At 73.2% G+C, this 22577-nt stretch carries 26 protein-coding genes; 5 read left to right on the forward strand and 21 right to left on the reverse strand.

What is annotated here, in order from left to right; all coding sequences use genetic code 11:
- The coding region (locus RI554_00005) for a glutamine--tRNA ligase/YqeY domain fusion protein (GenBank protein MDR9390392.1) at positions 1 to 1719 on the reverse strand (1719 nt) is incomplete at its 3' end.
- Between the two features lie 41 nt (positions 1720 to 1760).
- Between RI554_00005 and RI554_00010 the strand changes: the two genes are divergently transcribed.
- Positions 1761 to 2669 (forward strand): DMT family transporter, encoded by a 909-nt coding sequence (locus tag RI554_00010; GenBank protein MDR9390393.1) that lies wholly within the window; start codon positions 1761 to 1763, stop codon positions 2667 to 2669.
- Here RI554_00010 and RI554_00015 read toward each other — a convergent pair.
- The 6 genes from RI554_00015 to RI554_00040 form a co-directional block, all read right to left on the reverse strand.
- Positions 2646 to 3512 carry a phosphatidate cytidylyltransferase gene (locus RI554_00015; GenBank protein ID MDR9390394.1) on the reverse strand — a complete coding sequence of 289 codons (867 nt, stop codon included), beginning with the start codon at positions 3510 to 3512 and terminating at the stop codon, positions 2646 to 2648. The two genes, RI554_00010 and RI554_00015, sit on opposite strands and share 24 nt — an antisense overlap.
- Positions 3509 to 4063 (reverse strand): ribosome recycling factor, encoded by a 555-nt coding sequence (gene frr / locus RI554_00020; GenBank protein ID MDR9390395.1) that lies wholly within the window; start codon positions 4061 to 4063, stop codon positions 3509 to 3511. Before frr ends, RI554_00015 begins: the two co-directional genes overlap by 4 nt.
- Before the next feature lie 124 nt (positions 4064 to 4187).
- Entirely contained in the window at positions 4188 to 4916 is a 729-nt protein-coding gene (gene pyrH, locus RI554_00025; protein MDR9390396.1) for a UMP kinase, read from the reverse strand.
- Positions 4917 to 4941: 25 nt separating this feature from the next.
- A complete protein-coding gene (gene tsf / locus RI554_00030; GenBank protein ID MDR9390397.1) occupies positions 4942 to 5535 on the reverse strand; it encodes a translation elongation factor Ts in 594 nt (197 codons plus the stop codon).
- A gap of 49 nt (positions 5536 to 5584) precedes the next feature.
- Positions 5585 to 6592 carry a 30S ribosomal protein S2 gene (gene rpsB, locus RI554_00035; GenBank protein ID MDR9390398.1) on the reverse strand — a complete coding sequence of 336 codons (1008 nt, stop codon included), beginning with the start codon at positions 6590 to 6592 and terminating at the stop codon, positions 5585 to 5587.
- A 208-nt stretch (positions 6593 to 6800) separates the two neighbouring features.
- Positions 6801 to 7928 (reverse strand): tetratricopeptide repeat protein, encoded by a 1128-nt coding sequence (locus RI554_00040; protein ID MDR9390399.1) that lies wholly within the window; start codon positions 7926 to 7928, stop codon positions 6801 to 6803.
- Positions 7929 to 8123: 195 nt separating this feature from the next.
- Between RI554_00040 and RI554_00045 the strand changes: the two genes are divergently transcribed.
- Genes RI554_00045 through RI554_00055 form a run of 3 tightly spaced genes read left to right on the forward strand, consistent with a single transcriptional unit; the run spans position 8124 to position 10871 of the window.
- Positions 8124 to 9098: a COX15/CtaA family protein gene (locus RI554_00045; protein ID MDR9390400.1), complete on the forward strand. Its 975-nt coding sequence runs from the start codon at positions 8124 to 8126 to the stop codon at positions 9096 to 9098.
- The gene (locus RI554_00050) at positions 9095 to 10003 is read left to right on the forward strand and encodes a heme o synthase (GenBank protein ID MDR9390401.1); all 909 of its coding nucleotides are present in this window, start codon (positions 9095 to 9097) and stop codon (positions 10001 to 10003) included. The genes RI554_00045 and RI554_00050 overlap by 4 nt, the downstream gene beginning before the upstream one ends.
- Before the next feature lie 10 nt (positions 10004 to 10013).
- Positions 10014 to 10871 (forward strand): SURF1 family protein, encoded by an 858-nt coding sequence (locus RI554_00055; protein MDR9390402.1) that lies wholly within the window; start codon positions 10014 to 10016, stop codon positions 10869 to 10871.
- 7 nt (positions 10872 to 10878) lie between these two features.
- Here the strand turns inward: RI554_00055 and tal are convergent, their stop codons facing one another.
- Genes tal through RI554_00070 form a run of 3 tightly spaced genes read right to left on the reverse strand, consistent with a single transcriptional unit; the run spans position 10879 to position 12934 of the window.
- On the reverse strand, positions 10879 to 12003 hold the full coding sequence (tal, locus tag RI554_00060) for a transaldolase (protein MDR9390403.1): 1125 nt from the start codon (positions 12001 to 12003) through the stop codon (positions 10879 to 10881).
- Positions 12000 to 12479, reverse strand: a complete 480-nt coding sequence (locus RI554_00065; protein MDR9390404.1) for a hypothetical protein — start codon at positions 12477 to 12479, stop codon at positions 12000 to 12002. Before RI554_00065 ends, tal begins: the two co-directional genes overlap by 4 nt.
- Positions 12476 to 12934 (reverse strand): hypothetical protein, encoded by a 459-nt coding sequence (locus tag RI554_00070; protein ID MDR9390405.1) that lies wholly within the window; start codon positions 12932 to 12934, stop codon positions 12476 to 12478. The genes RI554_00065 and RI554_00070 overlap by 4 nt, the downstream gene beginning before the upstream one ends.
- Before the next feature lie 49 nt (positions 12935 to 12983).
- On the opposite strand from RI554_00070, the gene RI554_00075 reads away from it, so the two are divergent.
- Positions 12984 to 13655, forward strand: coding sequence for a hypothetical protein (locus tag RI554_00075; protein MDR9390406.1), 672 nt, complete (start codon positions 12984 to 12986; stop codon positions 13653 to 13655).
- 45 nt (positions 13656 to 13700) lie between these two features.
- On the opposite strand, the gene RI554_00080 is transcribed toward RI554_00075, so the two are convergent.
- The 11 genes from RI554_00080 to RI554_00130 form a co-directional block, all read right to left on the reverse strand.
- Positions 13701 to 14330, reverse strand: coding sequence for a Rieske 2Fe-2S domain-containing protein (locus RI554_00080; GenBank protein MDR9390407.1), 630 nt, complete (start codon positions 14328 to 14330; stop codon positions 13701 to 13703).
- Complete coding sequence (locus RI554_00085; GenBank protein MDR9390408.1) at positions 14327 to 15913, reverse strand: c-type cytochrome; 1587 nt, start codon at positions 15911 to 15913, stop codon at positions 14327 to 14329. Before RI554_00085 ends, RI554_00080 begins: the two co-directional genes overlap by 4 nt.
- Positions 15910 to 16425 (reverse strand): cytochrome c-type biogenesis protein, encoded by a 516-nt coding sequence (locus RI554_00090; GenBank protein ID MDR9390409.1) that lies wholly within the window; start codon positions 16423 to 16425, stop codon positions 15910 to 15912. Before RI554_00090 ends, RI554_00085 begins: the two co-directional genes overlap by 4 nt.
- An 11-nt stretch (positions 16426 to 16436) precedes the next feature.
- Positions 16437 to 16982, reverse strand: a complete 546-nt coding sequence (locus RI554_00095; GenBank protein ID MDR9390410.1) for a TlpA disulfide reductase family protein — start codon at positions 16980 to 16982, stop codon at positions 16437 to 16439.
- A complete protein-coding gene (locus tag RI554_00100; protein MDR9390411.1) occupies positions 16979 to 18976 on the reverse strand; it encodes a heme lyase CcmF/NrfE family subunit in 1998 nt (665 codons plus the stop codon). Before RI554_00100 ends, RI554_00095 begins: the two co-directional genes overlap by 4 nt.
- On the reverse strand, positions 18973 to 19401 hold the full coding sequence (ccmE, locus tag RI554_00105) for a cytochrome c maturation protein CcmE (protein MDR9390412.1): 429 nt from the start codon (positions 19399 to 19401) through the stop codon (positions 18973 to 18975). Before ccmE ends, RI554_00100 begins: the two co-directional genes overlap by 4 nt.
- Complete coding sequence (locus RI554_00110; GenBank protein ID MDR9390413.1) at positions 19398 to 19529, reverse strand: hypothetical protein; 132 nt, start codon at positions 19527 to 19529, stop codon at positions 19398 to 19400. The genes ccmE and RI554_00110 overlap by 4 nt, the downstream gene beginning before the upstream one ends.
- Positions 19522 to 20247: a cytochrome c biogenesis protein CcsA gene (gene ccsA, locus RI554_00115; protein ID MDR9390414.1), complete on the reverse strand. Its 726-nt coding sequence runs from the start codon at positions 20245 to 20247 to the stop codon at positions 19522 to 19524. The genes RI554_00110 and ccsA overlap by 8 nt, the downstream gene beginning before the upstream one ends.
- A gap of 70 nt (positions 20248 to 20317) precedes the next feature.
- On the reverse strand, positions 20318 to 20995 hold the full coding sequence (locus tag RI554_00120) for a heme exporter protein CcmB (protein MDR9390415.1): 678 nt from the start codon (positions 20993 to 20995) through the stop codon (positions 20318 to 20320).
- On the reverse strand, positions 20992 to 21726 hold the full coding sequence (gene ccmA, locus RI554_00125; protein ID MDR9390416.1) for a heme ABC exporter ATP-binding protein CcmA: 735 nt from the start codon (positions 21724 to 21726) through the stop codon (positions 20992 to 20994). The genes RI554_00120 and ccmA overlap by 4 nt, the downstream gene beginning before the upstream one ends.
- A complete protein-coding gene (locus RI554_00130; GenBank protein ID MDR9390417.1) occupies positions 21723 to 22427 on the reverse strand; it encodes a cytochrome c biogenesis protein CcdA in 705 nt (234 codons plus the stop codon). The genes ccmA and RI554_00130 overlap by 4 nt, the downstream gene beginning before the upstream one ends.
- Between the last annotated feature and the right edge of the window lie 150 nt (positions 22428 to 22577).

The raw sequence follows: 22577 nt of genomic DNA on the forward strand, positions 1-22577 counted from the left end.
GGCGGGACGTGGGGCGCGGCGGGGGGCGGGGGCGTCCGCCTTCGTCTTCGCCCAGCCGTCCTTCAGGGTCACGATGCGCAGGAAGACCGGCGGGCCGTCGTCGGGCGCCTTCGGGTCGCGCCAGAAGTAGCCCTGCCGCTCGAACTGCCAGCGGGTGGCGGGGTCGGCGTCCAGGACGTACGGTTCGACGACGCCGCGGCGGATCTCGAGGGCGCCGGGGTCGACCTTCTCCGCGACGGGCCGGTCGTCGTCGTTCGGGTTCGCGGTGGCGAACAGCCGGTCGATCAGGTGGAAGGTCGCCGGCTTCGCCGTCCCCTGCGCCACCCAGTGCACGACGCCGGCCACCCGGACGTCGTCCGCGCCGGGGTCGACGGCGGTGCCGTGCACCGCCGTCACGCGCCCGTCTGCGTCCACGTCGACGCGGTCGCAGCGCACGACCGGTCCGTGCCGGAGGCGGACGACGGCGCCGGGCGCGAACCGTTTCCAGCCCTTGGGCGGGTCGCGCGTCACGTCGCCGCGTTCGATCCACACGTCGCGCGCGAGCGGTAGCGGTCGCTGGCCTTCGCGCGGGACGTCGTGCGGCCACAACGGCGCGTCGCGCGTCCCGAGGTCGCTGGCGTCGAGGCCGTCGATGGCGAGGGGGACGGGATCGAGGACCGCCATGACGCGCGGCGCCTTGGCGTTGAGGTCGTCGCGGATCGACGCCTCGAGCAGCCCCAGGTCGGTGCGCGCGTTCGTCTTGGTGACCCCGATGCGGTTCACGAAGTCGCGGATCGCGTCGGGCGTCACCCCCCGCCGACGCAACGCCGCGAGGGTCGGGAGGCGGGGGTCGTCCCAGCCGTCGACGCGCCCCTGCTCCACGAGCGGGGCGAGCTTGCGTTTGCTGACGACGGTGTGGTCCAGCTCGAGGCGGTTGAACTCGTACTGCCGGGGGACGGGTTCGTCGAAGAGGCGTTCGACGAGCCAGTCGTAGATCGCGCGGTTGTTCTCGAACTCGAGGGTGCAGAGGCTGTGCGTGACCCCCTCGATCGCGTCGGAGAGGGGGTGCGCGAAGTCGTACATCGGGTAGACGTGCCAGGCGTCCCCGGTGCGGTGGTGCGCCGCGTGCAGGATCCGGTAGAGGACCGGGTCGCGCAGGATCATGTTCGGGCTGGCCATGTCGATCTTGGCGCGCAGGACGTACGCGCCCTCGGGGTGCTCGCCGCGGCGCATCGCGTCGAACAACGCGAGGCTCTCCTCGGGCGGTCGGTCGCGGTCGGGGCTGGGCGTGCCGGGGGTCGTGACGGTGCCGCGGGTCGCGCGGATCGTGTCGAGGTCCTGCCCGTCGACGTACGCCTCGCCCCGGCGGATCAGGGTGCGTGCGAGCTCGTAGAGGCGGCCGAAGTAGTCGCTGGCGTGGCGCACGTCGATCCACTGGAAGCCGAGCCAGGCGACGTCGCGCTGGATCGCCTCGACGAACGCCGGGTCCTCCTGGATGGGGTTCGTATCGTCCAGGCGGAGGTACGTCACGCCGCCGTAGTCCTCCGCCACCCCGAAATCGAGGCAGATCGCCTTCGCGTGCCCGATGTGCAGGTAGCCGTTGGGTTCCGGCGGGAAGCGCGTCACGACGCGGTCCACGCGACCGCTTTCGAGGTCGCGGTCGACGGCGGCGGTGACGAAGTTCGGCGCGACGGTGCGCTCGTCGTCGCGGGGGATGCGGCTGCGGGCGCCTTCGTCCATGAGCACGCAGTCTACCCGGGGGCGGGCGGTACGCTTCCCGCGTGCCCGACTCGAACCGTCGCGCCGCGCTGTTGCTCGTCCTCGCCGTCACCTTCTGGGCGGGGAACTTCCTGGTGGGGCGGGCGGTGCGCGGCGACGTTCCGCCCGTCACGTTGGCGTTCGGGCGTTGGGTGGGCGCCAGCCTCCTGCTCGCGCCGTTCGCGCTGCGCGGCGCCTGGCGGGCGCGGGCCGCGCTGTGGGAGGGTCGCGGCGTCGTCCTGGCGTTGTCGGCGCTCGGGGTCGCGGCGTTCAACACGTTCCTGTACGTCGGTCTGCAGACCACGACCGCCCTGAACGCCTTCTTGTTGCAGGCCGGCATTCCGGTCCTCATCGTGGTGTTGGGGGCGGTCGCGTTCCGCGAGGCGTTGCCCGCGACCCGCGTCGCGGGGTTGGCGGTGTCGTTGGCGGGGGCGGCGTGGGTGATCCTCGAGGGGGACCCGGCCCGCCTCGCGACGCTCGAGGTGGCGCGCGGCGACCTGTGGGTGCTCGCGGCGGTCGCGAGCTACGCCGGCTACTCGGTGCTGTTGCGCCGCCGCCCCGACGTGCCGGGCGTCCCCTTCGCCTTCGCGACGTTCGTGGTCGGTTCGCTGGTGTTGGCGCCGTTCTGGGCGCTGGAGGCCCGCGTGGAGCCGTTCGAGCCCGGTCCCGAGGCGCTCGGGGCGTGGGCGTACGTGGCGGTCTTCCCGTCGATCCTGTCGTACGTGGCGTTCAACCGGGGCGTCGCGATCCTCGGGTCCGCGCGGGCGGGGCCGTACCTGCACCTGTTGCCGGTGCTGGGCAGCGTCGGCGCCGTCGCGCTCCTCGGGGAGCGCTTCGCTGCGCACCACGCGGTGGGGGTGACGCTCGTCGCGCTCGGCATCGCGCTGGCGACGCGACCGGCGCGCGGCTCAGGCGATCCCGAGGAGGCGTAGCAGCAGGTACCCGGCGGGGATGCCGAACAGGTGCGAATCGATGCGGTCGAGGACCCCGCCGTGCCCGGGGAGGAACAGGCCGGTGTCCTTCACGCCGACCCAGCGTTTGAAGAGGCTTTCGGCGAGGTCGCCGAGTTGAGCGGCGGCGGCGACGGCCACCCCGAACGCGACGGCGCCCGCCCCGTGCAGGGGCGCGACCGCGCCGCGCGCCTCCACGATCGTCATGGCGACCGGGGCGGTGACGGCGGCGAGCACGAGCCCGCCGATGGCGCCCTCGACGCTCTTGTCGGGACTGAGGCGGGGCGCCATCGGGCGGCGTCCCCAGCGGTGGCCGGCGAGGTACCCGCCGACGTCCGCCGCGACGATCGACAGGACCACCAGCAACGCCGCGCCGTGCCCGACGACGTCGAGGGCGCGCACGTCGAGGCCGTAACTGAGGAACAGCGGGATCCAGACGAGCCCGAGGAGGGTGTGCGCGACGGTGGTCAGCGACTCCTGGTGGGGTCGCCGCAGCGCGAGCACGAACAGGGCGAGGGCGAACGCCAGCAGCAGCGCTTCGCGGCCGGGGGCGAGGAGGCGGAGGGCGCCGCCCGCCTCCCCCCAGGCGAGGGCGGAGGGCAGCACCAGGACGGCGAAGGCGAGGAGGGTGGTGCGGTGCACCAGCAGGCCGCGGAGGCGCAGCATGGCGGCGTACTCGAGGATCCCGACGACGCCGAGACCGAGCACGATCGGCGCGATGGCGGGGGTCCCGAGCCACACGACGACGAGGAGCGCGACGAACGCGACCCACCCCGACGCCACGCGGGCCGATCGGGGCCAGGCGGTCGGCGCTCGCCGGGTCACACCTCCAGGATGTCCGCTTCTTTGCTCTTGACGCGCTCGTCGATCTTGGTCGTGACCTCGTCGGTGATCTTCTGGACGTCCGCTTCGCCGTCCCGCACGTCGTCCTCGGTGAGTTCGTTGCGCTTCTGCATCTCCCCGAGTTCGTGGTTCGCGTCGCGGCGGATGTTGCGCAGCGCGACCTTCGCCTCCTCCGCCATGTGCTTGACGGTCTTCACGAGTTCGCGGCGGCGTTCGTCGTTGAGGGGGGGCACGCTGACGTACACGGCGTCCCCCTGGTTGCTGGGGTTGAAGCCGAGGCCGGCCTCGCGAATGGCGCGCTCGATCTCGTCGATGACGCTCTTGTCGAACGGCGACACGACCAGCGTGCGCGGGTCGGGGCTGCTGACGTTGGCGACCTGGTCGAGCGGCATGCGGGTACCGTAGTACTCGACCTGCACGCGGTTCAGCACCGCCGGGTTGGCGCGGCCGGTCCGTACCGTCGCGACGCTGGCCTCGAAGGCGTCGTACGTCTTGTCCATGCGGGCGCGGGTGTCCTTGATCAGGTCGTTCATGACGCACCTCCCCGGCCGCGGTCCGGCGGTCCGGCGCGACCGTGCCGCGTCGTGCGGCGTCGTGGGGGGAGTCTACCGCGCGGTGCGGCCTCGCGCCGCGCGCAGGCGTCCCGCGGCGGGTGCCTCAGGCGTCGGCGCGGCGCGCCTCGAGGCCGGCCGCGATGCGGGTCCCGACGTCCTCGCCCGCCAGCAGGCGCGGCAGGGCGCCCTCGGCGAAGACGTCGAAGACGTGGATCGGCAGGTCGCGGTCCATGCAGAGGCTGACGGCGGTCGCGTCCATGACGCCCAGGTCCTGGTTGAGGACGTCGAGGTAGGACAACGTCGCGTAGCGCCGCGCGGTCGGGTCGACGTTCGGGTCGGCGTCGTAGACGCCGTCCACGGCGTTCTTGGCCATCACGACCGCGTCGGCGTCGATCTCCAGGGCGCGGAGCGCGGCGGCGGTGTCGGTCGTGAAGAACGGGTTGCCGGTTCCCCCACCGAAGATCACGACCCGGCCCTTCTCGAGGTGCCGGAGCGCGCGGCGGCGGATGTAGGGTTCGGCGACCTCCTGCATGCTGATCGCCGACATGACGCGCGTGTCGACCCCTTGCGCTTCGAGGGCGTCCTGGAACACGACGGCGTTCATGACCGTCGCGAGCATGCCGACGTAGTCGGCGGTGGCGGGGTCCATGCCGGACCCCTGTTTCGCGCCCCGCCAGAAGTTCCCCGCGCCGACGACGACGGCGAGCTGGACGCCGGCGGCGTGCGCCGCGGCGATCTCGCTCGCGAGGGCGCGGGTGGCGTCGGGCGCCACCCCGAAGCGTTGCTCGCCGGCGAGGAACTCGCCGGAGAGCTTCAGGAGTGCCCGCTTCATCCGCGACCCCGTCGAGCGGTCCGGCTCACTCGCCGATGGCGATCCGGTGGAAGGCGCCGACCTGGATGTTCTCGCCGATCGTGGCGACCGCCTCCTTGATCAACGCCTCGACGGTCTTCTCCTCGTCCTTCACGAACGGCTGTTCGAGCAGGACGGTTTCGGCGAAGTACTTGTTCATGCGTCCCTCGACCATGCGCTCGACGATCTCGTCGGGCTTGCCCTCCGCCTTCGCTTCGGCGCGGAGCGCTTCGCGTTCGGCGTCGACGACGGCCGCGTCGAGGTCCTCGCGGGAGCGGGCGGCGGGGTTCGCCATCGCGACGTGGATCGCCAGGTCGCGGGCGAGCTGCTGGAACTGTTCGTTGCGGGCGACGAAGTCGGTCTCGCAGTTGAGTTCCACCATCACGCCGATCTTGCCGTTGTGGTGCACGTACGTTCCGATGAGGCCCTCGGTGGCCGCGCGGTCGGCCTTCTTTTCCGCCTTGGCGATGCCGCGCTCGCGCAGGAGGCTCGCGGCCTTCTCGAGGTCGCCGTCGGTCTCCTCGAGGGTCTTCTTGACGTCCATCATGCCGGCGCCGGTCATCGCGCGCAGCTCCTTGATGCTTTCCATGCTCACGGCCATCTGGGTCCTCCTCGACTCCGCGCGCCGCGCGGGGAATGGATGCGTGGGGTCAGGCCTTCTCCGCGTCGTCGGCCGGCGCGGCCTCGTCGGCGGGCGCGGCCTCGCTCGTGGCTTCCTCGGCCGCCGGAGGTTCGCTTGCGGCGGCTTCGCTCGCGGCGGGTTCGGCGGGGGCGGGTTCGGCCGGGGCGGCCGCCGTTTCGGTCGCGACGTCCTGGCTGGCGTCCGGCTCGCCGCTGTCGGCCGGCGCGGAGCCGGCGGTCGCGGCCGCTTGGATGGCGCGTTCGGACGCGGACATCGGGGCGGGCAGCGTTTCGCCCGGGGTCGCGGTGGGGGCGGCGGGCGCGGCCTCGCCGTCCTCGGCGGGGGCGGCGTCGGTGCCGCCCTTGACCTCGATGATCGCGTCGGCGAGGCGGGCGGTGACGAGCTGGATCGAGCGGATCGCGTCGTCGTTGCCCGGCACGATGTAGTCGAGGACGTCGGGGTCGCTGTCGGTGTCGGCGAGGGCGACGACGGGGACGTCGAGCTTGTTCGCTTCGTTCGCGGCGATCGCTTCCTTGGTGGGATCGACGATGAACAGCGCGTCGGGGAGGCGACTCATGTCGCGGATGCCGCCCAGGTAGCGCTGCAGCCGCTGCAGTTCCTTGCCGAGGTCGATCTGTTCCTTCTTGTTGTAGCGCAGGATCGACTCGTCCTCGAACATCGCTTCGAGGGTCTTGAGGCGCTCGACGCGGGTCCGGATGGTCCGGAAGTTGGTCAGCAGCCCGCCGAGCCAGCGTTCGTTGATGAAGGGCATGCCGCAGCGCTTGGCTTCGGCGGCGAGGATCTCCTGCGCCTGCTTCTTCGTGCCGACGAACAGGATCGTGCCGCCCCGCGCCGCGAGGTCCTTGAGGTAGTCGAACGCCTTCTCCGACTCGACCAGCGTCTTCTGCAGGTCGATGATGAAGATGCCGTTGCGCTCGGCGAAGATGTAGCGCTTCATCTTCGGGTTCCAGCGCTTGGTCTCGTGGCCGAAGTGGACGCCGGCCTCGAGGAGTTGTTTCATACCGAGGTAGGACATGGGTGCCTCCGTCGCGGAACGTTGGGCGGGAGTGTCGCGGCCGACGCGGAGGGGGTTCCCCCGCGCCCGGCACGCCGGGCGGTTCGGGGTCGGGCGCGGACGTTCCGCTGCCGCGCCGGACCTGCAAACCGAGTGAGTCTAGCAAACGTCGGCCCGGGCGGGAAGCCCGGGCCGACGCGGGGGTGCTTCGGGGGTGGTGCGGTGCGCGTCAGTCGAGCGCGTCGAGCGCGTCGCGGGCGGCGGCGTCGTTCGGGTCGATCTCCAGCGCCCGCTGGTACGCCTCGCGCGCCGCGGCGGCGTCGCCGTCCCCGCCGCGGGCGAGGTAGGCGTCGCCGAGCACGACGTGCGCGTCGGCGCGTTCGGGGGGCAGCAGGGCCCCCTGTTGGGCGCGGCGGACGGCGTCGTCGGCGCGGCCCTGCTCGAGGTAGGCGCGCGCCAGGTACGTGTAGAGCGGCGGCGTGAAGACCGCCCCCTCGAGCTCGAGGGCGCGCTCGAGGACCGGGACGGAGGCGGCGGGGTCGCCGCACTCGAACAGCGCGATGCCGAGCTGCGACACCGCCGACAGGGAGGTCGGCGCGAGGGTGACGGCCTGCGAGAGCTCGTAGCGGGCGCCGGCGCAGTCGTCGAGGCGGTATAGAACGTTGCCGAGCAGGTTGCGGGCCGCGACGTTCGTCGGGTCGTCCACCACGCCGCGCCGGAAGGTGGCGGCGGCGAGTTCGAGGTCGCCCAGGTCGCGGTAGACGCGGCCCTGGTTGACGCGGATGGTGGACACCTCGCGGTTCGACAGCGCCTCGTCCCCGGCCGCGACGTCGGCGGCGGTCTCGAAGGCGGTGCGGGCCTCCTCGAGGGTGCCGGCCTCGTACAGCACGATCCCCTTCGTGTTGTAGACGCGCGCGTCGTCCGGCGCGACCGCTTCGGCGCGGGCGACGGCGTCGAGCGCGTCCCCGAGCCGGGAGGCGTACCCCGCGGAGTCCTCGAGGTACTGCTCGCGGTAGGTGAGCGCCAGCTGCACCCACGGGGTGGCGTCGCCGGCTGCGGCGTCGGTCGCCGCGTCGGTCGCGGCGCGCAGCGCCTCGACGGCGCTGGGCAGGTCGCCCTGGCAGCGCAGGGCGCGGCCGCGACCGACGAGCGCCTCGACGTCGTCGGGCTCGACGGCGAGCGCCTCTTCGTAGAAGTACTGCGCCAGCGCGCAGTCGCCGCGGTTGAGGTAGAAGGCGCCGTCGCGCACGAGCGCGTCGACGTCCTGCGGGGTGGCGTCGGCGTCCTGCGCGAACGCCGCGCCGGCGATCAGGCTCAGCAGCGTCGTCAGGAGTACGGCGAACGTTCGGTTGGGCACGGGGTTGCCTCCGGGGGGACGAATCGGCGGATTTCACGCCAGCATACCGCGGACGGGCGCCTTCCTCCCCAGGACGGATGCACGTGGGGCGGTCGGCGTGCGGCGGTGGGGGGGGGCGAGCCGCGCCGCGGGGCGCCGCGGGACGGTCGCCGGGCGACGCCGCGCGCGCGCGGGGGGTGCTACATTCTCCTTCGCATGAGGCGCCTCGCTCCCTCCCTGCCGACCCTCGCGTGGATCGCGCTCGCCGCCAACCTGGTGGTCATCCTCCAGGGGGCGGTCGTGCGCATCACCCACAGCGGAGCCGGGTGCGGCCGCCACTGGCCGCTCTGCAACGGCGAGGTGATCCCCCTCGCCCCGACCCTGGAAACGTCGATCGAGTTCGGGCACCGGCTGTTGAGTCTCGTGGTGTTGGTGATCGGCACCTGGTTGCTCGTCAGGGCGTTCCGCGCGCGCCGCGAGATGCCGGGGACGTTCGCGTTCGCCACGGCGTCGTTCGTCTTTTTGATCATCGAGGCGCTCCTCGGGGCGCTCACGGTCCTGTGGGGCCTCACCGCCGACAACGCCAGCGTCGAGCGCGGGTTGATGGTCGCCAGCCACCTGGTGAACAGCATGCTGCTCGTCGGGGCGCTGTCGGGGACCGTCTGGTACGCCACCGGGCGGGGCGTCTGGCCGTTGCGCCTGCGCCGGCAGGGGGTGCTGGGCACCACCCTCGCGGTCGCGTTCGGCGGGATGCTGCTGTTGATGTTCAGCGGGGGGATCGCGGCGATGGGGAACACGATGTTCCCGAGCGCCTCGCTGGCGGAGGGCCTGGCCGCCGACTTCGACCCGAACTCGCACCCGCTGATCCGCCTCCGCATCCTCCACCCCCTGATCGCGGTGACGGTCGGGATCTACCTGTTCGTCTCGCTCGGGTTCGGGTGGTGGTTGAAGCCGGCGCCCGAGGCGCGCGGGCCGGCCCGCGCGCTGTTGGGGACGTACCTGACGCAGTTGGGGATCGGGACCTTCAACCTGGCGTTGCTCGCGCCGGTGGCGCTGCAGCTCCTGCACCTCGGCGTGTCGGTCCTCGCGTTCGGGCTGTTGACCGTCACCGCCGTCGCGATGCTGGGGTCGGCGACCGAGACCCGCGCGGCGCGTCCGCTGCGCCGCTCGACGCTGGAGAACGCCGGATGAGCGACGCGACCGCGGCGCGGCCGCGCGCCACCTGGCGGGACTACGTCACCCTGACCAAGCCGAAGGTCATCAGCCTTCTGCTGGCGACGACGGTGGGGGCGATGTTCGTCGCGGCCGGCGGCTGGCCGGGCACGCTGACGCTGCTGGGGCTCCTGGTGGGCGGCTACATGTCGGCCGGCGCCGCCGGGGTCTACAACATGGTCTACGACCGCGACATCGACGTGCGCATGAAGCGGACGGCCAGCCGGCCGGCGGTGACCGGCGTGGTGTCGACCCGCGACGCCTTGATCTTCGCCGTCGCGCTCACGATCGGGTCGTTCGTCGTCATCTGGGCGGTATCGAACCTGCTCGCGGCGTTGTTGTCGTGGGCCGGCATCGCCTTCTACGTGCTGATCTACACCATGTGGCTCAAGCGCACGACGTGGCAGAACATCGTGATCGGGGGCGCGGCCGGCGCCATCCCGCCGCTCGTGGGGTGGGCCGCCGTCACGGGCGAGTTGAGCCTCCTGGCGTGGTTGCTGTTCGCGCTCATCTTCATGTGGACGCCCGTCCACTTCTGGGCGTTGGCGTTGATGATCCAGGACGACTACGCCGCGGTCGGCGTGCCGATGGCGCCGTCGGTGATCGGCGAGCGGGCGACGGTCCTGCAGATCGTCATGTACGCCGTCCTGACCGCCGTCCTGACGGTCGTCCCCTTCGCGCTGCAGGCGTTCTCGGTGGCCTACCTGCTGGCCGCCCTCGCGCTGAACGTCGTGCTGGCGTTGCGCGTCGCGAATTTGTGGAACCTGGCGCGGACCGGGGCGTCGATCCAGAAGGCGCAGGCGCTGCCGCTGTACAAGTACTCGATGCTGTACCTGGCGTTGCTCTTCCTCTCGATGGCGCTCGACCGCGCGCTCTTCGTCTGAGCCTTCGGTCGTGCGGGACCTCCTCGCGCCTCGCCTCTGGCCGTGGCACCTCCTCGTCGCCTTCGTCTTCGCCCTGTTCGTGACGCTCGGCTTCTGGCAGCTGGCGCGCCACGGGCAGTTGCAGGAACGCAACGCCCGCCTCGAGGCGCGCCTCGACGCCCCGACCCTGCCCCTCCCCGAACGCCTCGACGGCCTCGATCCCGACGCGCCCCCCGGCGCACCCACGAACGCCCGCTACCGCCCCACCCGCGTGGAGGGCGTGTTGCTGCCCGAACACGAGGTGCTGCTGCGCGGCCGCGCGTACGAGGAACGCCCCGGCTTCCACGTCCTCACGCCGCTACGCCTCGACGCCGCCACCACCGCGGCGCTCGGCGTGCGGGCCGGCACGCTCCTGCTCGTCAACCGCGGGTGGATCCCCTTCCAGACCGACGACCCGGTCCTCCCGCCGTGGGACGCGCCGTCGGGGCGGGTGGCGGTCGCCGGCTGGTTGGAGCCGGAGGCCGACCCCCCGACCGGCTTCCTGTCGGGCCTCGCCCCGCGCGACCCGAGCGACGGGCCGCTCGAGCGGATCGCGCGCGCCGACGTCGATCGCCTCGCGGCGCAGATGCCGGCCCCCCTGCTGCCGTACGTCCTCGTCGCCGAGCGCCTCGCCCCGGCCGGCGCCGGAGCGCCGGCCCGGACCGACGGCGACGTGCAGGAGGTCCGCACCGGCGTCGACGGGTGGGTGGCGCTCCCGGTCCGCGTACCGACCCCCGAGCCGGAGGGGGGACCGCACCTCTCCTACGCCCTGCAGTGGTGGAGTTTCGCGCTGATCGGCGTCGTCGGGTACGCCTTCCTGCTCCGCGAGCGGCTGCGCCCGCGGAGCTGAGCGGGGGTCAACCGGCGCGGGCGTCGGCGAGGGCGGCGTCGATCGACGCCATCATCGCGTCGAACGGCCCCGTGAACTTCGCGAGGCCCTCGACCTCCAGCGCCTGCGTGACGGCGTCCAGGTCGATGCCGAGCGCGGCGAGCCGGCCCACCTGCGCGCGGGCCGCCTCCACGCCGTCCTCGATGCGGACCGCCGGGTCCCCCTGCGCGCGGTAGGCGTCGAGCGTCCCCACCGGCATGGTGTTCACCGTGTCCGGCCCGATCAGCGGTTCGACGTACGCGACGGGGGAGTAGGCGGGGTTCTTCGTGCCGGTCGAGGCCCACAACAGCCGTTGCGGGCGCGCGCCCGCCGCCGCCAACGCCGCCCAGCGCGGCGAGGCGGTGACCGCCGCGGCGTGCGCGTAGGCGAGCTTGGCGTTCGCCACGGCGATCGTGCCCTTGAGGCGTTCGGCGTGCGCGGCCGCCTCGCTGCCGGCGTCGGCGGCGGCGTCGAGGCGGGGATCGACGGCGACGTCGATGCGGCTCAGGAAGAAGCTGGCGACGCTGGCGACGTCCGGCGTCTCGCCCCGCGCGGCGCGCGCCTCCATCGCCGTGAGGTACGTCTCCAGGACCGCTTCGTAGCGCGCGACGGAGAACAGCAGCGTGACGTTGACGGGGATGCCGCCCTCGAGGAGGGTGCGGATCGCCGCGAGGCCCTCCTCGGTGCCGGGCACCTTGATGAAGACGTTCGGGCGCCCCACCCGCGCGAACAGGTCGCGGGCCTCGCGGACGGTGGCGTCCGCGTCGCGCGCCAGGTGCGGACTCACCTCGAGCGACACCCACCCGTAGCGCCCGTCGCTCGCGTCGAACGTGGGCCGGAACAGGTCCGCGGCGCGGCGGATGTCCTCGATCACCAGCGTCTCGTACACGCCGGTCGCGTCGAGGTCGCTCGCGGCGAGCTCGCGGATGGCGGCGTCGTAATCGCCGGTCTCCGCGATCGCCTTCTGGAAGATCGCGGGGTTGCTCGTGACGCCGCGCAGGCCGTCGCGCTCGATCCAGGTGGCGAGGGTGCCGTCCTCGAACCAGGCGCGGCGGATCTCGTCGACGTACACCGATTGCCCGAGCTCGGGCAGGCGGGCCAGGGGGTTGCTCATGGGGTCTCCTCCCGGGGGGCGGGCGTCCGCGCGCGCGGCGCGGCGTCCGTCGTGGCGCTCCGCAGGGGAGCATACGCGTCGCTCGGCACCTCCGCGCCGGGCGCGGAGGGTGGGGTGGGGGCCGCGTCGCCGTCGCGCGCGGGCAGGATCAGCGTCGCCGTCGCCACGCGGGCCGGTGCGCCGCGCGTGATGCGCACCTGCGGGGCGGCCTCTTCGGTCGCGCGGTCGGTGACGCGGTCGGCGGTGGGGTCGGTCGTGCGGTCGGCCGCCTCGAGGGCGGCTCGCCAGCGCCGGCGGGCGCGGAGCGCGCCGGCGGTCGCGGCGAGCGCCGCCCCCGCCCCGAGGACCGCGACGGGGAGGGCGACGGCGGGCCCCCACTGGAAGCGAAGCCACTCGGTGGCGAGCGTCACGACGGCGGCGGTCCCCACCAGCACCCCGAACGGCGACGGGGGCTTGGGGGGTGCGCCCGGCGTCACGCGGCGGCCTCCGTGTCGTGCGCGTCGACGCGGACGTCGACCGCGGGGTCGCCCAGCCGCTGCACGACCCGCAGGTCGCGGATGCAGCCCTTCAGGCCCGCTTCGCCGTCGCGGTCGTCGCGCAACAACGCGAGGCCGTTCGTCGTGTCGAGCACTTGGCGTCCGCCGACCTTGCGGGCGTACCCGCGGCCGGGCTGCAGGACGTCGAGGAGGGGCTTCACGGCCCCGTACTTCGCGTCGGCGTCGAGCAGCCTGCGGGCGGGTCGCCACAGGGTCACGTGCACCGTGCACGCCTCGAGCGGCGCGGCGGGGAGCGCGGGGTCGAGCGAGGCGCGCGCCAACAACAGCAGTTCGTCGCGCAGCCGGCGGTAGTCCTGGGCGTGCATGCGCATCAGTTCGTTCGGCCCGGGCAGCAGCACGTCGTCGAGGCGGAGGGTCCAGGTGCGCGTCGGCATCGGGCGCACGATACCGGCCGCGGGCCGGTGGGGCGTATGCTGCACGCTCATGGACGCTCACGCGCTTCGACGCCACGCCCGCACCTCCGCCCGCATCGCGAGCGATCGCCTGCGCCGGCCCGCCTTCTACGGGCGTCTCGTGAAGTACGCCGCGGGCCTGGTGATGATGGGCGTCGGGCTGGCGGTGATGCTGGAGGCGGGGATCGGCGTGGGGCCGTGGGCGGTGTTCCACGACGGCATCGCCCGCGTCACGCCGCTCACGTTCGGGCAGGGCCTCGTGCTGGCCGGCGTCGTGATCGCGGCGCTGGCCTGGACGACGACCGGCGAGCGTCCGGGACCGGGCACGGTCGTGAACATGCTGAGCATCGGACCGGTCGTGGACGCCGTCCGCGCGTCGGGCGCCGTGCCGACGCCCGAGGGGCTCGCGGTGGGGACCGCGCAGTTCCTGGTGGGGCTGGCGATCATCGGGCTGGGGACCGGCGCGTACATCACCGCCCGGTTCGGGGCGGGGCCGCGCGACATGTTCATGCTGGGCCTGTCGCGGCGTCTCGGCATCGAGGTGCGGCGGGCCCGCACGACGATCGAGGTGGGGGTGTTGATCGTCGGCGTGGCGTTGGGCGGTGCGGTGGGGCTGGGCACGGTCCTGTTCGCGGTCCTGATCGGGCCGGTCGTGCAGGCCACCCTCCGCCTGTGGGGGCCACGCCCCGTACCGACCGACTGAGGGGTCGGCAGGGGGGCGGTTCGGGGTCGGCGGCGCCTCGGCGGGTCAGCCTTCGGGCGCCGGTTCGAGCCCGGTGGCGATCAGTTCGCGGCCGTCGGGCCCGTCGCGAACGTCGAGGCGGACGCGGGGCAGCGGCTGGACGGCGGGGCCCGCGACGGCGCGTCCGGCGCGGGTGGGGTCGAACACGCTCAGGTGGCAGCGGCACACGAACTGGGGGCCGTCGGCGCGGTAGTTGAAGGCGAAGGCGATCGCTTCGGCGTCGCGGTTGAGGGCGACGACGCAGCCGAGGTGGGTGCAGACCCGCGAGTAGGCGCCGAAGTGCCGGCCGTCCACCTCCCGCGAGCCGGGGGCGGGGCCGGGGAGGCGCACGGCGATGGCGGGCACCCCCTGGTAGACGAACGTCACCTCGTCCCAGAGGTCCGCGAAGCGGTCGACGGGCGCCACGAGTTGCGGCGGTCCGTCGTCGAAGGTGGGGGTGGGGTCGGGCCGGCGTTTGAAGAAGTGCACGTTCGCGGCCTGGAACACGCCCCACGCCCCCGCGCCGGCGGCGAGGAGGACCGGGAGGCGCCACAGCCAGGCGTTCAGGGCGCGGCGTTCCGCGTCGACCGGCGCCTCCGGGTCGCGCGGGGTCGGGTCGCGCGGGGCGGGATCGTCGTTGGGGGGCGGCGCGCTCATGGCGCGAAGGTGTCGACCGTCCAGTCGCGGAGCGTGAGGATCGCCTCCTCGCTCAGGGTCGCCTGGTAGCCGGGCATGAGGCCGCGCCCGTAGCGAATGAGGTTCTCGACGTTCGCGACCCGCGCGACCGAGGGGTTGTCGGTCAACCGGGGGCCGCTGCCCCCCTGCCCGCGCGCGCCGTGGCACTGCGCGCAGTGGGCGGCGTAGAGGCCGGGACCGTCGGCGACCTGGGTCGCCGACGGTCCCGCGCTCCCGGCGTCCGCCCCGGTCGCGCCCGCACTCCCGTCGGCCGCGACGGCGCCCATGCCGGGGTCGGGTTCGCCGGCGGCGAGCGCTTCGGCGCGGGCGAGGAGCTGCGGCACGCGCCCGGGCGCGTCGGCGGCGGCGAGGTGCGCCTCCCACGCGTCGATGGCGGCGTCGTAGTCCGCTTCGGCGAAGGCGGCGTTGCCGAGGAACAACAGGGCGTTCGGGGGGAGGTCGGCGTCGCGGTCGGCGGCGGCGGTCCGGGCGCGCTCCAGGATCTGCACCGCGTCGGCGGTGGAGCCCCGGAGGAACAGCGCCTCCCCGACCCGCGCGAGGGCGAGGGGGTCGTTCGGGTCGAACTCGGTGAGGATGCGGAAGTACTGCTGCACCGCGGCGTTGCGGGCCTCCTCGGCCCACAACGCGTCCCCGAACGCCCGCAGGTCGGCGGCGTCGGGCTCGTCCTCGACCGCGCGGGCGAGCGGTTCGAGGCGGCGCAGGAGCGCCAGGCGTTCGACGACGAGGTCGTCGGCCTCGACGCCGGGCAACGCCTCGAGCGCCTCGAACGCCTCGAGCGCCTGCAGGTAGGCGCCCTGCTGCAGGTACAGCTCCCCCAGCGACCCGAGGGTGGTCGGGTCGTCGGGGGCGCGCAGGCGGGCCTGCTCGAGCAGCACCCGCGCTTCGGCGGGGTCGTCCTGCGCGCGGAGCAGCCCGAGGCGCAGGAAGGCGCGGGCGGGGGCGTCGTCGAACCCCTCGACCGCGCGGGCGTACGCCTCGCGCGCCCCCTCGGGGTCCTGGATCTCCCAGTAGACGTCCCCGAGCGCGGCGTACGTCGCGCCGGTCGGGTCGTCCTCCGCGACGCGCTGGGCGTCGCGGATCGCTTGCGCCGCCTCGAGGCGGGCGGCGTCGGCGGTGGTGACGGTGGCGTCCTGCCCGACGCGGGGCAGGACCCACCCGCCGAGCGTCGCGGCGATGCCGGTGGAGACCACCACCAGCGACACCCACCCCCACGCGACGCGCGGCCCGCGGCGCGGAGCGGTGGGGGTCGGGGCGGGCGTACCGTCGAGGTCGGCGCGGCGTTCGTCGATCGCCCTGAGGACCTTCGCGGCCTTCGCTTCGTAGCGGGCGTGGAGTTCCGCGCGGCGGTCTTCGTTCAGGTCGGTGCGGGCGTCGAGCTCGCGGATGGCGGCGAGCAGCGCGCCGCGTTCCTCCTCGAGGTCGGCGAGGAGCGGGTCGCGCGCGTCGGGCAGCGGGTCCGCGGCGCTGGACCAGACGAGGGGCAGCAGCACGAAGACGGTGAGGGCGAGCGCGACGCCGGCGATGACGAGGAGCGTCAGGGTCACGCGCGACCTCCGGTGCCGTCGTCGGCGAGTTCGGCGCGGACGCGCGCGAGGTCCGCGTCGCTGGGGGCGTCCTCCTCCGCGAGGCGGCGGGCGTTGCGGGTCCAGCGGACCATCAGCGTCGCGAGGCCGAGGACGCCGGCGGCGAGGGCGATGCCGGGCAACCACCAGACGACCAGGTGGATGCCGCGACGGGGTGGCTCGAGGAGGACCCAGTCGCCGTAGCGTTCCTGGAAGAAGGCGAGGATCTCCGCTTCGCTGCGGCCGTCGCGGAGTTGCGCCTGGATCTGGTTGCGCATCTCGATGCTGATGCCGGCGCTGCTGTCCGCCACCGATTCGCTGACGCAGGTAGGGCAGCGCAGCTGCTGGGCGATCTCGAACACGCGCGACTCGAGCGTCTCGGGGGGCGCCTCGCCGGCGGGGGCGGCCCCCTGCGCGTGCGCCGCGGGGGGGACGAGGAGGGCGACGAGGGCGAGGAGGAGGCCGGCGAGGGGGGGCATGCGAACGGCGCTCACGCGAACGGCGGTCACGAGGGGGTCAACTCCGCGATCTTCTCCTCGAGCAGGTCGAGGGTGACGGGGCCGGTGTGCTTCTCCATGAGGGTGCCGTCGGCGCGGACGAAGAACGTCTCCGGCACGCCGAACAACCCGTAATCGATGGACACGCGGCTGGCGTCGTCGATGACGTTCGGGAAGGTGAAGGCGAAGCGGTCGAGGAAGGCGGCGCCCTCGGTGCGCTTGCCGCGGTCCTGGGTCTGGACGCCGACGAACAGCACGTCGTCGCCGTGGCGTTCCCAGGCGGCCTGCAGGTGCGGGGCTTCGTCGTAGCAGGGACCGCACCAGGTGGCCCAGAAGTTGACGACCAGCGGTCGGTCGCCGAGGTACGTCGCGAGGTCCAGCGTGGGCCCGTACGTCCCCTGGTAGCGGGGGTAGAGCGGCAGTTCGAACGGCAGCACGTCCCGGTTCAGGCGCGCGCTCTCGACGTCGCGCTCGTCGCTGCCGTAGAGCAGGCCCCAGAGGAACAAGCCCCCGAGCGACAGGCTGACGGCGAGGACGGTGACGACGCGGATCACGCCGTCTGCGAGCCTTCCGGGGCGGGGGACGTCTCCCGGGTCCGCCGCCGCGAGGGCGTCAGGGCGTACGCGGTCCCGAGCGCCATGACGACGCCGCCCACCCAAATCCAGGAGATCAGCGGGCTGCGCACGACGCGGAGGATCACGAAGTCCTGCCCCTCGCGGACGCCCGCGCCGACGTTCAGGTAGACGTCGTACAGCGGAAGGTACAGCACGTCGGGGGTGGGGACGTCCATCGACTGCCCGAAGAAGCTGTTGATCTTCGGTCGCAACGTCCCGAGGACCTCCCCGTCCCGCTCGACGCGGACGGTGGCGCCCGCCCCGATGCGGTACTCGGTCTGCTCGACGAACGTGTCCAGGGCGGTGAACTCGAGGTCGCGGAACACCTGCGTCTCCCCCATCTCGAGGCGGACCTGCTCGTCGACGCGGTACCCGGAGCTCCCCAGGATGCCGGCGGCCATCACGACGACGCCGAGGTGCACGATCATGCTGCCGAAGCGGCGGCGGTTCTCGAACGCGTAGTCCCCGATCACCTGCACGACGCTGCGCGTCCCGACCCGGACGCGGGGCACGACCGCGGCGGTCATCAACAGCGCGAACGAGGCGAGGTTCCAGCCGATCAGGCCGGTCGTGAGGAGCGGGTAGGGGCCGCGCATGCCGAACGCCGCCGCGACGGCGGCGAAGGCGACGCCGACCCCCGTCATCCAGGCGAGGTTGCTGCGCAACGTCTGCCAGCGGGCGCGACGCCAGGGCAGCAGCGGCCCGATGCCCATCAGGCCGAGGACGCCCATCCAGAGCGGCAGCGTCGCGGCGTCGAAGAACGGCGCGCCGACGGTCACCTTGTCGCCGGTGAACGCCTCGACGATCAACGGGAACAACGTCCCGAGCAGGACCGCGAAGGCGATGGCGAGGAACAGCACGTTGCCGGCCAGGAAGCTGCCCTCGCGACTGACGGGGTGGTCGAGGTCGGCGCGGTCGCGGACCTGGTCCCACCGCCACGCCATCAGGCCGAGCGAGATCACCATCACGATGACGAAGAACGCCAGGAAGGCGGGGCCGACGGGGCCGTCCCCGAAGGCGTGCACGCTGCTCACGACGCCGCTGCGGGTCAGGAACGTGCCCAGGAGCGTCATGGCGAACGTGAGGATGATCAGGAACAGGTTCCAGGCCTTCAGCATGTGGCGGCGTTGCTGCACCTGCACGCTGTGGATGAAGGCCGTCGCGGTGAGCCAGGGGATGAAACTGACGTTCTCGACGGGATCCCACGCCCAGTAGCCGCCCCAGCCGAGCACCTCGTAGCTCCACCAGCCGCCCGTGACGATCGCGGCGGTCAGGAAGCCCCACCCGATCAGGGTCCAGCGGCGGGTCTGCAGCATCCACTCGCTGCCGGGCCGGCGGGTGATCAACGCCGCCATGGCGTACGCGAACGGCACCGTCAGGCCGACGAAGCCGAGGTACATCAGGAACGGGTGGACCGCCATCATCCAGTGGTTCTGCAGGAGCGGGTTGGGGCCGGGCCCGTCGGCGGGGACGGGGTTCATGACCTCGAACGGCGGGGCGATGACGGCGGGCACGAGGACGAAGAACGTCTGCACCGACGCCATCACCGCGAGCGCCCAGGGGCGCAGCGGGGAGTTGGGTGCACGGAGCGACAACAGCGCCCAGTACCCGCTCAACAGCCAGCCCCACAGGATGAGCGAGCCCTCGAGCGCCGCCCAGAGGGTCACCATCTTCACCCACACGGGGTTCGCGGCGCGCGACGTCTGCGCGACGTACGAGACGCTGAAGTCGTCGGTGAGCAGCGCGATCTCCATGACGGCGACCGCGACGCTCATCGCCAGGAACGTCGCGACGCCCGCGAGGCGCGACGAGGTCAGCAGGCCGGCGTCGCGGCGCACCGCGCCGACCCAGGCGGCGATCAGGCTCCAGACGCTGAAGGCGAGCGCCAACAGCAGCGAGGCGCTGCCGATGGGGCCGAGGGACAGCTCGTTCACTGCAGCGTGTCCTTGAGTTCCTCGAGGTCGACGTGCTCGCCCTCCGCCGGCGCTTCGTACACCTCGCTGTGCTTCACGAGGAGGTTGTCGCTGACGAAGACGCCGTCCTCGAAGCGGCCCTCGACGACGACGCCGGTGTTCTCCTGGAACAGTTCGGGGGGCGTCCCGCGGTGGCGGACGGGGTAGGTCTCGAGGCTGTCGGTGACCTGGAAGGCCAGCTGCAGCTCGCGATCGTCGAAGTCGATCGAGCCGGTCTGGACGATCCCGCCGAGCCGAATCCGTCGCTCGTCGTAGCGGTCGGGTTCCGCGGCGTACTCGCTGGGCAGCACGAAGTAGACGAGCCCGTCCCCGAGCGCGCGCTGGATCAGGAAGCCCGACGCCGCCAACACCCCGACGCCGAGCAGGCCGTAGATCAGTCGCTTCACGATTCCTCCTCCTCGGCGCGGAGGCGCTTCGCGCGCCACGCCAGGTAGATCAGGTAGCCGCCGTAGGCCAGCGGCAACTGCAGCCAGGCGGCCGCCACCCACGCCCAGGGGCCCCAGGCGTCAAACACGGACGGCGTCCCCGCCCCCCGGACCGCGGCGGGTGCGGCGCATCTCGAGGTCGTGCTCGGCGAGCGAGATGCGCATCCGCTCGGCGAGCAACCAGGCGAACGTGAGCGCCGCCGCGGCGACGTTGACGAGCAGGACGTTCAGCATCGTGGCGTCCATCGTCACGCCCCCGCCGGTCAGGTCGATCGACTTCGCGGGGTGCAGCGTCCGGAACCACTCCGCCGCGAGGTAGTTCAGCGGGAGGCTGGCGAGCACCACGATGAGGATGACGGCGCTCACGCGGCCCCGGCGCTGCGGTTCGTCGATCAGGCCGCGCACGATGAACACCCCGGCGAGCAGGGTCACCATGAGGGCGGTGAGGGTGAGTTTCGCGTCCCACGTCCAGAAGGTGTTGAGGGTCGGTTTGGAGTACGTCATGCCGCCGAGGATCGTCAGCGCCCCGAACAGGAGGGCGGTCTCGGCCGCCGCGACGCTGAGCGCGTCGTAGCGCCGCGCGCCGCGCCACAGGAAGGCGATGCCGGCGAACGCCGCGACGGCGACGGCGAGGAACGACACCCAGGCGACGCTGACGTGGGCGTACATGACGCGGATCAGCTCCCCCTGGTTGACGTCGGGCGGGCTGAGGCGGAGGCCGGCCCACGCGCCGACGAGGGCGGAGAGGACGGCGACGCCGGCCAACGCGTTCAGCCAGGTGGGCCGGCGCGACGAGGCGAGGTTCATGGGCGGCGGGCTCCCTTCGGCTTCGGGCCGCCCCCGCGAAGGCGGGGATCCGGGCGGGGTTCGTGCGGGGTCATTCCTCGACCACGACGTGGAAGATGGCGCTCGTGACGACCAGGTACATCAGATCGAATCCTGCCAGCAACTGTACCCAGTCGCCCGCGAGGGACGTGTCACCCGCGATCATCACGGCGTCGGTCGCGCGGACCGCGGCGAGCAGGACCGGCACGACGACGGGGAACATCAACACCGGCAACAGCGACTCGCGGGCGGCGAGGTTGGCGGTCAACGCCGCGTAGAACGTCGCGATGATCGCGAACCCGAGCGTCCCGAGCGCGACCGTGGCGAGCAGGACCGGGAGGCCGCCCGCGATCGGGGCGTCGAACAACAGCGCCGCGACCGGCAGCAGCAGCGCCCCGAGGAGCGTCATCGTCCCCCAGTTCGCCAGCAGTTTGCCGAGGAACACCGCGGCGCGGGGCACCGGCAGCGTCAACAGCGCCTCGAAGGCGCCGCCCTCGAGGTCGCTCTGGTACGCCTGCGCCGCGCTGATCACGCCGCTGAACGCCAGCGCGACCCACAGCGCGCCGGGCGCGGCGCGCGTCATGAGGTCCGCGTCCCGCCCGAGCGCGAACGCCAACACGACCAGCGTGACGCTGCTGAAGAACACCGTCGCGACCGTCGCCGCGCGGCTCCGCGCTTCGCTGCGCAGGTCCTTGCCGGCGATCGCGAGCAGCGCGCGGACGTCGTTCACGGCGCCGCCTCGCGGTGCAGGGCCCCCTGCTCGAGGTGGATCGTCGCGTCGACGAACCGCGCCAGGCGGGCCGGTTCGTGGCTGGCGACGAGCACCGTCCGCGCGTCGCGGCGAGCGCCCTCCAGAAGCTGGTCGACGAGTCGGCGGCCGTCCTCGTCGAGGCTGGCGTACGGCTCGTCGAGGAGCCACAGGGGGGCGTCGGTCAACAGGAGGCGGGCGAGGGCGAGCCGGCGCTTCATGCCGCTCGAGAACACCCGCACGAGGCGGTTGCCGTGCGCGGCCAGGCCGACGCGCTCGAGGGCGGCGTCGGCGTCGGCGGGCGGGCGGCGCAGGAGGGTGGTGGCGAGCCGCAGGTTCTCGCGGGCGGTGAGCGCCCCGTACGTGCCGGGCGCGACGCTCAGGTAGGCGACGTGACGTCGGACGGCGGCCGCCTCGCGGGCGAGGTCGTGTCCGAACACCGCGCCCCGCCCGGCGCTGGGCCGGAGGCGGGTCGCCAGCAGCCGCAACAGCGTCGTCTTGCCCGAGCCGTTGTGCCCGCGCAGCATCACGATGCGGCCGGCGGTGACCTCCAGGTGCACGTCGCGCAGGACGCGTTCGCGGCCCCAGCGGCGATCGACGCCCGCGAGGGCGATGGCGGGGACGGCGTCCGAGGGGGCCGCCGGATGGGCGCCCGCCGGGGGCGGGCCCGCACCGGCCGGTGCGTTCGAAGCGTCGTCCGCCGCGTCGTTCATAGCCGCTCGAACAACCAATCGGGCGTGAACTGCAGCAGCCAGGTGTTGAGGCGGGTGTACGTCCCCGTCACCATCAGCACGCCGGCGAGCAGCAACAGCGCGCCGGAGGTGCGTTCGATCCACGGGAGCCACGAGCGCACCCGGCGGGAGACGCGCAGGAACTGCTCCAGCGCGAGGGCGGCGGCCAGGAACGGCACCGCCAGCCCGAGGCTGTACACCGCCAGCATCGTCACGCCGTCGAGCAGCGTGCCGGTCGCGCCGGCCAGCGTCAGGATCCCGCCGAGCACCGGCCCGATGCACGGCGTCCAGCCCGCCGCGAACGCCATCCCGAGCAGGATGGCGCCCCACGGGGTGGAGGCGTCGTGGGTGGCGTGCACGCGGGTGTCGCGCATCAGGACCGGGAGCCGGATGACGCCGAGCAGCACCAGCCCGAAGGCGATCACGAGGACGCCCCCCACGATCGTGAGCGCCTCGCGGTGGTCGCGCAACAGCGACCCGAGCGCCGAAGCCGACGCGCCGAGCCCGATGAAGATCAGCGAGAAGCCGACGACGAACAGCGAGGCGTTGCGCAGCAGCAGGCGGCGCGACGTGGCGCCGCTGCCGCCGACGTAGGCGAGGTAGGAGGGCACGAGCGGAAGGACGCACGGCGAGAGGAACGACAGCAGCCCGGCGGTGAAGGCGAGGGAGAGGGTCGGCGTCATCACGAGCGAGTATCCATGCTACCCCGCGCCCCCGTCCCGCCCGCGCGGACATGGTGGGTGGGGCGGAACGCCACGGTACCCCACGTGTCCCAAAAGTCCTGAACCCATACGCAGGGTTGCACATCCAACCGATTCCTTGCTATTCCTTAC

This window comes from Trueperaceae bacterium, from assembly GCA_031581195.1.
Lineage (GTDB): Bacteria > Deinococcota > Deinococci > Deinococcales > Trueperaceae > SLSQ01.

Excerpts from the sequence above, each read along its gene's own strand:
- tal (MDR9390403.1), bottom strand. The coding sequence starts at position 12,003 with ATGAGCAACCCCCTGGCCCGCCTGCCCGAGCTCGGGCAATCGGTGTAC.
- tsf (MDR9390397.1), bottom strand. The coding sequence starts at position 5,535 with ATGGCCGTGAGCATGGAAAGCATCAAGGAGCTGCGCGCGATGACCGGC.
- RI554_00080 (MDR9390407.1), bottom strand. The coding sequence starts at position 14,330 with ATGAGCGCGCCGCCCCCCAACGACGATCCCGCCCCGCGCGACCCGACC.
- pyrH (MDR9390396.1), bottom strand. The coding sequence starts at position 4,916 with ATGAAGCGGGCACTCCTGAAGCTCTCCGGCGAGTTCCTCGCCGGCGAG.
- ccsA (MDR9390414.1), bottom strand. The coding sequence starts at position 20,247 with ATGAACCTCGCCTCGTCGCGCCGGCCCACCTGGCTGAACGCGTTGGCC.
- RI554_00070 (MDR9390405.1), bottom strand. The coding sequence starts at position 12,934 with ATGCCGACGCGCACCTGGACCCTCCGCCTCGACGACGTGCTGCTGCCC.
- RI554_00045 (MDR9390400.1), top strand. The coding sequence starts at position 8,124 with ATGAGGCGCCTCGCTCCCTCCCTGCCGACCCTCGCGTGGATCGCGCTC.
- RI554_00130 (MDR9390417.1), bottom strand. The coding sequence starts at position 22,427 with ATGACGCCGACCCTCTCCCTCGCCTTCACCGCCGGGCTGCTGTCGTTC.
- ccmA (MDR9390416.1), bottom strand. The coding sequence starts at position 21,726 with ATGAACGACGCGGCGGACGACGCTTCGAACGCACCGGCCGGTGCGGGC.
- RI554_00050 (MDR9390401.1), top strand. The coding sequence starts at position 9,095 with ATGAGCGACGCGACCGCGGCGCGGCCGCGCGCCACCTGGCGGGACTAC.
- RI554_00075 (MDR9390406.1), top strand. The coding sequence starts at position 12,984 with ATGGACGCTCACGCGCTTCGACGCCACGCCCGCACCTCCGCCCGCATC.
- frr (MDR9390395.1), bottom strand. The coding sequence starts at position 4,063 with ATGAACGACCTGATCAAGGACACCCGCGCCCGCATGGACAAGACGTAC.
- rpsB (MDR9390398.1), bottom strand. The coding sequence starts at position 6,592 with ATGTCCTACCTCGGTATGAAACAACTCCTCGAGGCCGGCGTCCACTTC.